The organism is Streptomyces mabaensis, from assembly GCF_053763515.1.
On the sequence record NZ_JBSOPZ010000009.1, the window covers coordinates 20,007 to 32,689 of the forward strand.

The window sequence follows — 12,683 nt, forward strand, 5'->3', positions numbered from 1 at the left end:
GAAGCTTGCGCTGCGGCTGTTTCCCTTCCGCATCCCCATTGTTTCCCTCGGGGAACGCTGCCCTCAGCACGAGGCGGTCAGGAGTGTGAGGGCAGGTGGCCGCCGGGAAGCACACGGCCACGCGCCCCGCCGCCGCAAGCTCAGATGTCGCTCAAGTCTCCCGGGTTCGATGGACGCCACACGTAATCCGTCCATAGGCTCGTGATCATGCCCGACATATCGCTCACCATGATCGTCGTCCTCTGCCTCGCCGCCGCCGCGGCCGGCTGGATCGACGCCGTGGTCGGCGGTGGCGGGCTGCTGCTTCTGCCCGCGCTACTGCTGGGCCTGCCGAACGTCCCCGCCGCGCACATCCTGGGCACCAACAAGGCGGTGGCGATCGTCGGCACGTCCGGGGCGGCGGTCACGTACGTCCGCAAAGCCCCCGTCGACGTCAAGATCGCGGTACGGATCGGGCTCGCCGCCCTCGCCGGCTCGATGACCGGTGCCTTCTTCGCTGCCGGGATCAACAGCGAGGTGCTGCGGCCCGTCATCATGGTCGTCCTGCTCGGCGTCGCTGCGTTCGTCATGCTCAGGCCCGCCTTCGGCACCGCCCCGGCCGCCGGCCCCGCCACCCGTCGGCGGATCGTGGCCGCGATCCTGCTCGCGGGCGTCGGAATCGGTTTCTACGACGGGCTGTTCGGGCCCGGTACGGGCACGTTCCTGGTCCTCGCGCTGACCGCCGTCCTGCACATGGACCTGGTGACGGCCTCGGCGACCGCGAAGATCGTGAACGTCTGCACCAACGCCGGCGCGCTCGCGATGTTCGCCTACCAGGGCACGGTGCTGTGGAAGCTGGCCGCCCTGATGGCGCTCTTCAACCTGCTCGGTGGCACGGTCGGTGCCCGCATGGCGCTCAAGAAGGGCAGCGAGTTCGTCCGCGGGGTGCTGCTGGTGGTCGTCTTCTCGCTGATCGCGAAGCTGGCGTTCGACCAGTGGGCCGGCTGACGACCATGGGGCCGGCTGACGACGATTGGGCCGGCTGACCCGGGCCCGCCCCGCGTCGCCCGCGTCGACCTGCCTCCGGAAGCGTGAAGCTTCCGGAGGCAGGGACGGGGCGGTACCGCTGGACAGCGGAGGGCGTCCGGTCAGCTTCGCGTGCCGCTCGCCCGGCAACGCAGAAGCCAGGTACCGCCGGCGGCGGCTGCGGCCAGTACGGCCACGCCCGCCGCGACCTTGGTGGTGCCCGTGACCGCCGTCGTACCGTCACCGACGCCGGTCTCCATGCTCCTTATCTCTGAGGAAACGGGCGACACGCCGAGAGCGCGCGCTGATACACCATCAGATCAGGGTCGGACCGCCTGCGTGTCTCGCCACGCGGAACGTGTACCAGCAGGTCAGCGCGCTGGCGGACACCGAGTCGGCCGATGGCCCCCGGTTCGCCGAACGGGTGACGCCTGGCGGTACGGACTGGCGGTACAACTGCCTTGCGTACGGTGTGCGTGCGCGCAGCGCGGGGTATCGCCCCAGCGTCCGAAGGAGGCAGCAGTGACACCGGCCGAAGGGTTCACGCCGCATCCGGAACCGGCCGCGCCGGCCGCTTCCGGGGCGCATACCGCGCTCGCGACCGTACTGACCGTGCTGACCACGACCGACAGTGCCGCGAAGGCGTCGGCGCTCGCGCACGGCGCGGTGGAGGCGCGGCTCGCGGCCTGCGCGCAGATCGTCGGGCCGGTCACGTCCGTCTACCGCTGGGAAGGGGCGATCGAGACGGCACACGAGTGGCAGGTCCTGTTCAAGACGACGGCCGCCCGCTACGGGGTCCTGGAGGCCCACCTCAAGGCGGTCCACGACTACGACACCCCGGAGATCATCGCGACACCGGTGGTGCGCGGCAGTGAGGAGTACCTGGCGTGGGTGGCGGAGGAGACGCATTGACCCCTCCTGAGCTTCCGTTTGAGCTTCCGTTCTTCGTCTACGGAACCCTGCGCCCCGGCCAGTACAACCACGATCTGTTCCTGCGCGGCCGCACGGCGGCGGAGGAGCCGGCGAGGCTGGCGGGCGCGCTGCTCTACGACGGGCCCGGCTTCCCGTACGTGGTCGAGGAACGGACGGGTGGGGGAGCGGTCGTGGGCGACCTCGTCACCGCCGCGCCCGCCGAGTACGGCGAGGTGCTCTCCGTACTCGACACGCTGGAGGAGTTCTACGGGTCCGGTCACCCGCTCAATGTGTACGACCGGGTGGCGCGGGACGCCGTACGCCCGGACGGCACGGCTGTACGCGCCTGGGTGTACGTCGCGGCGCCGCGGGTGGAGCGCGAGCTGCGCCGCAGCGGGGCCGCCATCCCGGGCGGCGACTGGCTCAACCGAGGCCGCGGCCCCGGTCGGGAGTCCGGTCGGGAGTCCGGTCGGGAGTCCGGTCGGGAGTCCGGTCCGGAGTCCGGTCCGGAGTCCGGTCCTCGTCCCGGGCAGGTTCGAGGCGGACCGCGCACACTTTGAACTCGGGCATGCGCGAGGTCGGGTCCAGGGCGGGGTTGGTGAGCGTGTTCGCCCGGCCCGCGCCTGGCCAGTGGAACGGCATGAACACGGTGTCCGGCCTGATCGCCGACGTGATCCGGGCCGGGGCGACCGCCCGGCCGCGGCGGGAGACCACCGCGACCGGGTCCCCCTCGGCCACCCCCGTCCGGTCCGCGAGCCGCGGATGCAGCTCGACGAACGGCCCCGGAGCGGCCGCGTTCAGCTCGGCCACTCGGCGGGTCTGCGCGCCGGACTGGTACTGGGCGACGACCCGCCCGGTCGTCAGCAGCACCGGGTACTCGGCGTCCGTCTCCTCGGCGGCGGGCCGGTGCCCGACGGCGGTGAACCGGGCCCGCCCGTCATCGGTGGCGAACCGCTCCAGGAAGAGCCGGGGAGTACCCGGGTGCGGTGCGGGTGTACCCGCGTGCGGGCCGGGGCCCTGCGTGTCCGGGCACGGCCAGAACACGCCGTCCTCGTCCGCGATCCGGCGGTAGGTGATGCCCGAGTAGTCCGCGGGCCCGCCCGCCGACGCCCGGCGCAGCTCCTCGAACACCTCCTCGGGGTCCGTCGGGAAGCCCTTCTCCCAGCCGAGCCGCCCGGCCAGCGCGTGCAGCACCTCCAGGTCGCTGCGCACCCCGGCGGGCGCCGTGATCGCCTGCCTCCGCAGCAGGACCCGCCCCTCCAGACTGGTCGTCGTGCCCGTCTCCTCCGCCCACTGCGTCACCGGCAGTACGACATCGGCGAGCGCGGCGGTCTCGGAGAGGACGACATCCGCGACCGCGAGGAAGTCCAGGGAGCGCAGCCGCTCCTCGATGTGCGCGGCGCGCGGCGCCGACACCACCGGATTCGACCCCATGAGCAGCAGCGCCTTCACGTCACCGCCGAGCGCGTCGAGGAGTTCGTACGCGCTGCGCCCGGGGCCCGGCAGCGTGTCCGGGTCCACGCCCCACACCTCGGCGACATGCGCCCGCGCCGCGGGGTCGGTGAGCTTGCGGTAGCCGGGCAGCTGGTCGGCCTTCTGGCCGTGCTCGCGTCCGCCCTGGCCGTTGCCCTGGCCGGTCAGGCAGCCGTAACCGGACAGTGGCCGGCCCGCCCGGCCCGTCGCCAGGCAGAGGTTGATCCAGGCGCCGACCGTGTCCGTGCCCTTCGACTGCTGCTCCGGGCCGCGCGCGGTGAGCACCATCGCCGCCTCCGGCTCGCAGAACATCCGGACGGCCTCACGGAGCTGGGGGAGGGGGACACCGGTGGTGCGCTCGACGAGCTCGGGCCAGTGGGCCATCGCGTTCGCCCTGGCCTCGTCCCAGCCGCTCGTACGCTCCCGGATGAACTCCTCGTCCGTACGCCCCTCTGCGATCACCAGGTGCAGCATGCCGAGTGCGAGCGCGAGATCGGTGCCGGGCCGCGGGGCGAGGTGCAGATCCGCCTGCTCGGCGGTGCGTGTGCGGCGCGGATCGATGACGATCAGCTTGCCGCCGTTCTCCTTCAGCTCCGTGAGGTAGCGCAGCGCGGGCGGCATGGTCTCGGCGAGGTTGGATCCGACGAGGATCACGCACCCGGTGCGCGGGATGTCCTCCAGCGGGAAGGGCAGGCCGCGGTCCAGGCCGAAGGCCTTGCCGTGAGCCGCGGCGGCGGAGGACATGCAGAAGCGCCCGTTGTAGTCGATCTGGGAGGTGCCGAGCACCAGCCGGGCGAACTTCCCGAGCGTGTACGCCTTCTCGTTGGTGAGCCCGCCACCGCCGAAGACGCCGACCGCGTCCGGACCGTACGTCTGCCGCGTGCCCGACAGCCCGTCGGCGATCCGCGCGAGGGCCTCCTCCCAGGTGGCCGGTTCGAGCCTGCCCGTGGCATGGGTGCGGACCAGGGGTTCGGTCAGCCGTACCTGGGAGGAGAGCACCGCGGGTGCCGTACGCCCCTTGCCGCAGAGGGCGCCACGGTTGACCGGGAAGTCCGTCCGCTCCACCACCTCGACCACGGACACCGGGTCGGGGCGCAGTCCCATGCCGCACTGCAGGGCGCAGTACGGGCAGTGGGTCTGGGTCGTGGCCGGGGTCCGGGGTGGGGTGGGGGCCGGGGCGGCGGAGTTCGGTGCGAGCATGCTCCCCAGCGTGCGACGGGTGTGTTACGGCGACGGGCGTACCGGGTTACGGGCCCGGTACGCCGCGCTCCTGGGGAGTCCCACTGGCCGGTGAGGTGGGTGAGGTGGGGGTCACTGGGCGCGTGAGGTACGTGTCATACGTGTCACTGGCCGGTGAGGTACTTGACGGTGAGGCCGGCCGTCCAGCCGCCGTCCACCGCCAGCTCGGCCCCGGTCATGTACCCCGCCGCGTCGGACAGCAGGAACGCGACGGCGGCGGCTATCTCCTCGGGGACGCCGACCCGGCCCATCGGCGCGCCGGGGTAGTTGCCCTCGCCCGCGTGGATGCCGATGGGGGCGGTCATCGGCGTGAGGGTCATGCCCGGGTGTACGGAATTGACCCGGATCCTGTCCTCGGCGAGCTCCACCGCGCCGACCTTCGACATGCCGCGCACGGCCCACTTGGACGCGCCGTAGCCCGCGGTCATGGCGAGGCCGGTCAGGCCGGCGGCGGAGGAGATGTTGACGATCGAGCCGCCGCCGTTGGCGCGGAGGAGGGGGATCGCGGTCTTGATGCCGATGAACACTCCGGTCAGGTTGATCTCGATCACCTGGCGGAAGTGCTCGACGGTCTCGTGTTCGAGGGGCTGATTGGACGAGATGCCGGCGTTGTTGACGAGGCCGTCTATGCGGCCGAATTCGGCGACGGCGAAGTCCAGGGCCGCCTGCCAGTCGCTCTCGCTGGTGACGTCGTGGCGGATGAAGCGCGCCGCGTCCCCCAGTTTGGCGGCGGTCGCTGCGCCGTCCTCCTCCAGTACGTCGGTGATCACTGCCCGTCCGCCGCCGTCCACGACGGCTTGGGCGGCGGCGGCGCCGAGGCCGCGGGCTCCACCGGTGATGACGACGACCTTGCCACTCAGATCCACAACAGCCACGACTCACACCTCTTACGGAAAGGGATATGCCTATTCGGCATACGCTGCTGGCTGCGTCAGTCTGCCAGAGGTGCGCCTTCCTGTCAGGTGCGTGTTCCTGTCGGCTCTCAGCGTCCGTGCATGGCCAGGGCCTCGGTCACGCCGGGTTCCTTGGGGCCCAGGAAGCGGGGGTCGGGCTTGAGTGCCGCGTCCAGCGCCGCTTTGCCGGCTGCGAAGACCTCGCGGGCGCCGCCGTAGTACCAGGTCGCGTCGTGCACGGCCGCGACGCCGATTCCGTACGACTCGACGCCCGCGGCCCGGCAGAGTGCGAGGGCGCGGCGGATGTGGAAGCCCTGGCTGATGAGGACCGCCCGCTCGACGCCGAAGATCTTCTTGGCCCGGACGCACGAGTCCCAGGTGTCGAACCCGGCGTAGTCGCTGACGATCTGCCCGTCCGGCACGCCGCGCTCGGTGAGGTACGCGCGCATCGCGTCCGGCTCGTCGTACTCCACGCGGCCGTTGTCCCCGGTGACGAGTACGACCTTGACCTTGCCGGCCCGGTACAGCTCGGCGGCGGCGTCGAGCCGGTGGGCGAGGTACGGGGTCGGTCTGCCGTTCCACAGCCCGGCCCCGAAGACCACGGCGACGTCGGTGGCGGGGGTGGTGGCGGTGCTGTGCATGCGGTCGGCGGCGACGACGTGCGTCCAGGTGGACGGCAGCAACGCGATCACACACCCGAGCATGACGGCCTGCACGGTGCGGCGCCGCGCGCGGGTGGTCGTGGGCAGGCGTGGCCGGAGGCGTGGGCGGACACGTCGTCCGAAGTGCACGCGTGGCAACCGCGGCTTGCGCATGGATGTCTCCGTCTCGCTGGTGCTGTGAGCGGCCTTGGGGCTTTGCGGCCTTGCAGCCTTGCTCCCGAAATGATCAGACGCTGATCGGTCTGGATCGGTTCGGCGGGGGCCGGTGTCCGGCTTGGCCGGAAGCGAGCAGTGCGGGTGGGGGGCCGCCCGGCCGGTGATGATGGCGGTTGCGGGCCGGGTGTCAAGGGCGCTCCCTGCGGTCGCGTCGCTGCGCGATGGCCTTCGGCCACCCTGGACTCCCGTCCCTCCACCGCTGACTGATGAGTGGGGGGCGGCCCCCGGGGCGGGGCCCCGGGATCTACCGGCTGTTGGTCCGGGTCGGTCCCCGGCCGCAGGCCGGTGGGTGGCGACAAGATGCGCGGCAGGTCCGGGATGGGCCCGGCCCCGGCTCAGCGACTGCTGGGCGGTGGGCGGGGAGGCGTCATCGTGCCCGGGGGTGGGTGGTGCGGGTGGGGGGCCGCCCGGTTGGTGATGATGGCGGTTCCGGGTCGGGCGTCAAGGGCGCTCCCTGCGGTCGCGTCGCTGCGCGATGGGCTGCGCCCACCCTTGACCCCCGTCCCTCCACCGCTACTGCTTGTTGAGGGGGCGGCCCCCGGAGCGGGCCCCGGGGCTGCTGGTCGATTGGCCCGGGCCCGCCCCCGGCTGCAGGCCGGTGGGCGATTGCTGGGCGCGGTCTCTCCGGGATGGGCCCGGCTCCGGCTCAGCGGCCACCGGGTGGTGGATGGTGCGCGATCGCCTCGGTATGGGCGCGGGCCCGGCTCAGCGGCCACCGGGTGGTGGGTGGCCAGGCGGCGCGACAGGCCCGGGATGGGCCCGGCCCCGGCCAAACGGCCACAGGCCGGTGGGCAGGACGCCATCTTCTCGCGTGGGCCCGGCCACGGCCAAGCGGCCGCAGGCCGGTGGGGCGTTGGCGAGTGTGGCAGGCTCGGAAGTGCCCGGACAGGGCTCTGGGCGGCTGTCAGGCCGTTGGAGCCGAGGTGTGGCGACGTCAGTCCGCATGCGGGGTCCGCCGAGCTTCAATCCTGTCCGATTTGCCGGGGTTTGTGGCCCGCCTGCGGGCCCCCTCGGCCGCTTGGTGTCAATCCACCTCGGATTGGGCGTTGTCGTAGGCCAACAGGCGGCCGTCGGCCGCTATGCCGGGGCCTGCAGCCCCCGAACCTGGTGCGGGTCTTGCCCCGCCTGCCGGGCTGAGGTCACCGACGAGAGCGCAGCCAGCGTCCCGGCTCGGGTGGGGCCCCGCTCCCCGGGGCCGCCCGACACTCATCTGCACCAGCGGGACGCGGCTGCTTGTCAAGGGTGGCCGCAGGCCATCGCGCAGCGACGCGACGAAGGAGCGCCCTTTACAGGCAGACGCGTCCCGCCATACTCACAAACCGGGCGGCCCCGGTTCCCGTCCACGCCTCGCCCCCGGGCACAGTCACCCCCGGCACCCGCACCCCCAACCGTGAGGTGCTGGAAAAGACCCGTCACCCTCGCGCAATCACCCGGCAATCTGCGGCCGTCAGGATCGGTTCATGACGGAGCCGGTACACCTTCGTGAGTCCCCGCACCCGGAGTCCCCGCACCCGGACGGTCCCCTCGACAGCACCGCGCAACTGCTCAGCCGGATCACCGTCCAGCTCGGCAGCCAGCTCAGCCACGTCCATTTGAACGGAACCCGTAGGCCCATGAACTCGCCCACCCTGGTCGCCGTCGCGCACGGCAGTCGCGATCCGCAGGCGCTTCGCACGGTCACCGCGCTCCTCGAGCGCGTCCGCGAGCTGCGGCCGCGGCTCGCGGTACGCCTCGGGCACATCGAGCTCAACGAGCCGCTGCTGCCGGACACCCTCGCCGCGCTCGGCACCGGCCGCGCCGTGCTCGTACCGCTCCTGCTCAGCCGTGGCTACCACGTCAAGCAGGACCTTCCGCAGGCCGCGGCCGACGCGCCGCGCCTGCACATCCGGACCGCCGCGCCGCTCGGCCCCCACCCGCTGCTCGTCGAAGCGCTGCACGACAGGCTCGTCCAGGCCGGCTGGCGGGACCGGCAGCGGGGGCGGAACGGGGCCGGCGTCGTGCTGGCCGCCGCCGGCTCCCGCGACCCGGAGTCCGCCGCCGACACCCGCCGTACGGCCGAGATGCTCAGCGAGCGCCTCGGCGGAATACCCGTGCTGCCGGCCTACGCCTCCGCCGCCTCGCCCACCGTCCCCGAGGCGCTGCGCGCGCTCACCGCCCGCGGCCGTCACCGGGTGGCCGTCGCCTCGTACTTCACAGCACCCGGACGCTTCGCCACCCAGTGCGCCGAGCACGCACCGTGGATCGCCTCCGCCCCGCTCGGCGCGCACCCGGCGCTCGCGCGGCTGCTGCTGCACCGGTACGACCAGGCGCTCGACGGGGCCGTACTGGAGAACCGGCGCGAACTGGCGACCGCCTGACCGTCCAAATGTCGGTGCCTGCGGTTAACGTCGGGGCATGGAAGGCACCGTTTACGACCCGTCCGCCACCGAACGCTGGGCTGCCGAGCCCGACAAACGACCCGGCCGCACCGCCTTCCAGCGCGACCGCGCCCGCGTCCTGCACTCCGCCGCGCTGCGCCGCCTGGCCGGCAAGACCCAGGTCGTCACCCCCGGGGTCAGCCACCAGGACTGGGACGCCAGCCCGCGCACCCGGCTGACGCACTCGCTGGAGTGCGCCCAGGTGGGCCGGGAGCTCGGCGCGGCCCTCGGCTGCGACCCCGACCTGGTCGAGACGGCCTGCCTCTCCCACGACATGGGCCACCCGCCCTTCGGGCACAACGGCGAGCAGGCGCTCAACGACTTCGCCAAGGACTGCGGCGGCTTCGAGGGCAACGCCCAGTCGCTGCGCCTGCTGACCCGCATCGAGCCCAAGCGGTTCGTACGCTCCGAGCAGTCCGGCGAGCTGGTCAGCGTCGGGCTCAACCTCACCCGCGCCGCCCTGGACGCCGCCACCAAGTACCCCTGGCCGCGCGGCGGCCACCCCACCGAGCCGCACTCGGTGAAGTTCGGGGTGTACGAGGACGACGTGCCGGTGTTCGAGTGGTTCCGGCAGGGCGCGCCCGGGGACCGCAAGTGCTTCGAGGCGCAGGTCATGGACTGGTCGGACGACGTCGCGTACTCCGTGCACGACTTCGAGGACGGCCTGCACGCCGGCCACCTCGACCCCAACCTCCTCTTCGCCGAGCCCGAGCGCTGGGAGATCTACGCCGTCGCGATCGGCCGGTACGTACCGGAGGACACCGATCCGGAAGAGCTGCGCGAGGCACTCGACCGGCTCATGGAACAGGAGTGGTGGCCGCACGGGTACGACGGATCGGCCGTCGCCCAGGCCCGGCTGAAGGACGCGGCGAGCCAGCTCATCGGCCGGTTCTGCCTGGCGGCGGAGGGGGCGACCCGCGAGGCGTACGGCTCCGGCCGGCTCACCCGGTACGCCGCCGAGCTCGTCGTCCCCCGCTCGGCCCGCAACGAGTGCGCGGTCCTCAAGGCCGTCGCCGACCGCTACGTCATGCAGCGCGACGAGCAGGAGCGGCTACGCGCCGACCAGCGGATCGTCCTCGCCGAACTGGCCGAGGCGCTGACCGCCTGCGCCCCCGAGGGCCTGGACCCGCAGTTCCGCGCGCTGTTCGACGACGCGCCCGACGACCGGGCCCGCAAGCGCGTGGTCGTCGACCAGATCTCCGTACTGACGGACGCCTCGGCCCGCTCCCTGCACGCCAGGCTCACAGCACGCCGTCCATCAGGGCGTCGCCCAGACTCGTCCTGACGTGCACCACGGAATTGCCGCGGCGCGCGGACGCGACGAGACCGGCCTCCCGCAGAACGGTCGCGTGCCGGCTCGCGGTCGACAGCGTGAGCCGCAGCGCCTGGGCCAACTGTCCGGTGGTCCGTGGATGTTCCAGCGCCTCCAGTACGTGCGCCCGGGTCGCCCCGATCAGCTGCCCGACCGGGCGCTCGGCCGGCCCGGCGGCGTACCGCTCCAGCCAGCCGGGCTCCGGCGCCAGGGGATGCACCAGCACGGGCGGCAGCTCCTCGTCGGCGAGCGCCACCGGACGGCGGACGCAGAAGAACGACGGGATCAGGGTGAGCGAGCGGCCGCGCAGCTTCAGCTCCCGCTTCACCGGATACGACGACTCCAGCACCCCGTCGCGCCACGTCAGCTGCGGCTGGTAGCTCTCCAGCAGTCCGTCCGGCCCCGCCTCCAGCGCGGCCTCCGCCCGCACCGGCCGGTCGGCGGCCATGGCCGCGCGGATCGCCGGCAGGTACGGCTCGACGGCCACGGCGTAGTACCGCCGCAGCGCCCCCGCGAGCCAGTCCAGTGCCCGCGGGTCGCCCGCGGCGAGCCGGCGCGCTCCCAGCGGGACCGGCCCCTTGGTGAACACCAGCGCGAGCTCGTCCGCCAGCCGGCGCTTCGGTGTGGCCGCGATCAGGTCGAGCCCGGTCTCCAGCTCGGCGGTGCCACGGCCCGGCGTGAGGAAGTCCGGAAAGTACACGGCGCTCGGCGCGATCCGCATCAGCGCGGCGGCCGTCCGGGTCAGCCGCGCGGCGGCGAGCGCCGCCCGTACCTCGCGACGCCACGGATCGAAGGTCAGCGCGCTCTCCCGGTTCTGCAGGAGGTGCAGGCTCAGGACGGTCTCCCAGAGCGGGTCGGGCTCCGTGGCCACCCGCAACCGGTTCAGGTCCTCGGTGCTGAAGTGAATCCGTAACACAAGCTCCCCGGCCGCTCCACAACCCCGGCTGCTGCCAGGTTCCACCGTAATCAGCCATCCACGGAGGCAATGCTTCCCTTTGCGTTGTGCACGAAATCCCCGTCAACCGTCCATATTCCAGGGACTCTTGTGCTCCGGTGGCCTGCGGGCGCTCCACGGGGGAGGGTGCCCTCAGGCCATCGCCGCGCCCGCCGCTTCCCCGCCGCTCTCGAACACCTGCCGCCACCACGTGTGACCTGATCGGTCCACTCCCCCTTCCCGCATCACGCTCCGTGCGGGACGCTCGCATGTGGCGGCAAGGCAGTGTTCGTCCGGGGACCTTTGTATGAGCGGCTGACGCCGCGGGTCTCCGGACCCCGGCGAGGAGGCATCACGTGGTCGACGCACATCGGACATTCGTCATCGTCGGCGGGGGGCTCGCCGGAGCCAAGGCCGCCGAGACCCTGCGGGCCGAAGGCTTCACCGGCCGGGTGATCCTCATCAGTGACGAGCGCGACCACCCGTACGAGCGCCCGCCGCTGTCCAAGGGCTACCTCGCGGGCAAGGAGGAGCGCGACAGCGTCTTCGTCCACGAGCCGTCCTGGTACGCGCGCTCCGAGGTCGAGCTGCACCTCGGTCTGCCGGCCGTCCACCTCGACCGCGCCACCAGGTCCGTCCGCCTCGGCGACGGCACCTCCCTCCACTACGACAAGTTGCTGCTGGCCACCGGCGCGGAACCGCGCCGCCTGGACATCCCCGGCACCGGCCTCGCCGGGGTCCACCATCTGCGCCGGCTCGCGCACGCCGAGCGGCTGCGCGGCGTACTGACGACCCTGGGCCGCGAGAACGGCCACCTCGTCATCGCGGGAGCCGGCTGGATCGGCCTGGAGGTCGCGGCCACCGCCCGCGGGTACGGGGCCGAGGTCACCGTCGTCGAGCCGGAACCCACACCGCTGCACGCCGTGCTCGGCCCCGAGCTGGGCCAGCTCTTCAGCGATCTGCACCGCGAGCACGGGGTCCGCTTCCACTTCGGCGCCCGCCTCACCGAGATCATCGGCCAGGACGGCATGGTCCTTGCGGTCCGTACCGACGACGGCGAGGAGCACCCCGCGCACCACGTCCTCGCCGCCATCGGCGCCGCGCCCCGCACGGCCCTCGCCGAGGCCGCCGGTCTCGCCCTCGTCGACCGGGCGCACGGCGGCGGCGTCGCCGTGGACGCGAGCCTGCGCACCTCCGACCCGGACATCTTCGCGGCCGGTGACGTCGCCGCGGCCCACCACCCGCTGCTCGACGTGCGGCTGCGCGTCGAGCACTGGGCCAACGCCCTGAACGGCGGCCCGGCAGCCGCCCGCGCGATGCTGGGCCAGGAGGTCGCGTACGACCGGATCCCGTACTTCTTCTCGGACCAGTACGACGTGGGCCTGGAGTACTCCGGGTACGCGCCCCCCGGTACCTACGACCAGGTCCTGCTGCGCGGCGACGTCGGAAAACGGCAGTTCATCGCCTTCTGGCTGAAGGACCGCCGGGTGCTTGCCGGGCTCAACGTCAACATCTGGGACGTCGCCGAATCCATCCAGCGGCTGATCCGCTCCGGTGGGCAGATCGACCCCGACGCGCTCGCCGATCCGGCCGTACCGCTGGCGTCGCTCGGCGGCTGAC

10 protein-coding genes and 1 pseudogene are annotated in these 12,683 nt (G+C 72.8%); 6 read left to right on the top strand and 5 right to left on the bottom strand.

What is annotated here, in order from left to right; translation table 11 throughout:
* Nucleotides 1–207 precede the first annotated feature (207 nt).
* Nucleotides 208–987 carry a sulfite exporter TauE/SafE family protein gene (locus ACWV17_RS09900; RefSeq protein WP_455357355.1) on the top strand — a complete coding sequence of 260 codons (780 nt, stop codon included), beginning with the start codon at nt 208–210 and terminating at the stop codon, nt 985–987.
* Between the two features lie 140 nt (nt 988–1,127).
* Here the strand turns inward: ACWV17_RS09900 and ACWV17_RS09905 are convergent, their stop codons facing one another.
* A complete protein-coding gene (locus tag ACWV17_RS09905) occupies nt 1,128–1,265 on the bottom strand; it encodes a hypothetical protein (RefSeq protein WP_455357356.1) in 138 nt (45 codons plus the stop codon).
* Nucleotides 1,266–1,611: 346 nt separating this feature from the next.
* Here ACWV17_RS09905 and cutA point away from each other — a divergent pair, with 346 nt between their 5' ends.
* A complete protein-coding gene (gene cutA, locus ACWV17_RS09910; protein WP_455357361.1) occupies nt 1,612–1,917 on the top strand; it encodes a divalent-cation tolerance protein CutA in 306 nt (101 codons plus the stop codon).
* Nucleotides 1,893–2,351 (top strand): annotated as a pseudogene (locus ACWV17_RS09915) (gamma-glutamylcyclotransferase family protein); the annotation flags it as partial. The gene cutA and the pseudogene ACWV17_RS09915, both read left to right, overlap by 25 nt.
* Here the strand turns inward: ACWV17_RS09915 and ACWV17_RS09920 are convergent.
* The 3 genes from ACWV17_RS09920 to ACWV17_RS09930 all read right to left on the bottom strand — a co-directional run bounded on the left by ACWV17_RS09920 (nt 2,341) and on the right by ACWV17_RS09930 (nt 6,337).
* The gene (locus ACWV17_RS09920; RefSeq protein ID WP_455359337.1) at nt 2,341–4,590 is read right to left on the bottom strand and encodes a molybdopterin oxidoreductase family protein; all 2,250 of its coding nucleotides are present in this window, start codon (nt 4,588–4,590) and stop codon (nt 2,341–2,343) included. The pseudogene ACWV17_RS09915 and the gene ACWV17_RS09920 sit on opposite strands and share 11 nt — an antisense overlap.
* A 143-nt stretch (nt 4,591–4,733) precedes the next feature.
* A complete protein-coding gene (locus ACWV17_RS09925) occupies nt 4,734–5,504 on the bottom strand; it encodes a glucose 1-dehydrogenase (RefSeq protein WP_455357359.1) in 771 nt (256 codons plus the stop codon).
* A gap of 107 nt (nt 5,505–5,611) precedes the next feature.
* Nucleotides 5,612–6,337 carry a SanA/YdcF family protein gene (locus ACWV17_RS09930; protein WP_455359338.1) on the bottom strand — a complete coding sequence of 242 codons (726 nt, stop codon included), beginning with the start codon at nt 6,335–6,337 and terminating at the stop codon, nt 5,612–5,614.
* A 1,523-nt stretch (nt 6,338–7,860) separates the two neighbouring features.
* On the opposite strand from ACWV17_RS09930, the gene ACWV17_RS09935 reads away from it, so the two are divergent.
* Together ACWV17_RS09935 and ACWV17_RS09940 are read left to right on the top strand one after the other, a co-directional pair.
* Nucleotides 7,861–8,757 carry a sirohydrochlorin chelatase gene (locus ACWV17_RS09935; RefSeq protein WP_455359339.1) on the top strand — a complete coding sequence of 299 codons (897 nt, stop codon included), beginning with the start codon at nt 7,861–7,863 and terminating at the stop codon, nt 8,755–8,757.
* 37 nt (nt 8,758–8,794) lie between these two features.
* Complete coding sequence (locus ACWV17_RS09940; RefSeq protein WP_455359340.1) at nt 8,795–10,102, top strand: deoxyguanosinetriphosphate triphosphohydrolase; 1,308 nt, start codon at nt 8,795–8,797, stop codon at nt 10,100–10,102.
* Here the strand turns inward: ACWV17_RS09940 and ACWV17_RS09945 are convergent.
* Complete coding sequence (locus ACWV17_RS09945) at nt 10,059–11,045, bottom strand: ArsR/SmtB family transcription factor (RefSeq protein ID WP_455359341.1); 987 nt, start codon at nt 11,043–11,045, stop codon at nt 10,059–10,061. The two genes, ACWV17_RS09940 and ACWV17_RS09945, sit on opposite strands and share 44 nt — an antisense overlap.
* 374 nt (nt 11,046–11,419) lie before the next feature.
* Here ACWV17_RS09945 and ACWV17_RS09950 point away from each other — a divergent pair, with 374 nt between their 5' ends.
* On the top strand, nt 11,420–12,682 hold the full coding sequence (locus ACWV17_RS09950) for an NAD(P)/FAD-dependent oxidoreductase (protein WP_455359342.1): 1,263 nt from the start codon (nt 11,420–11,422) through the stop codon (nt 12,680–12,682).
* Nucleotide 12,683: the final 1 nt, after the last annotated feature.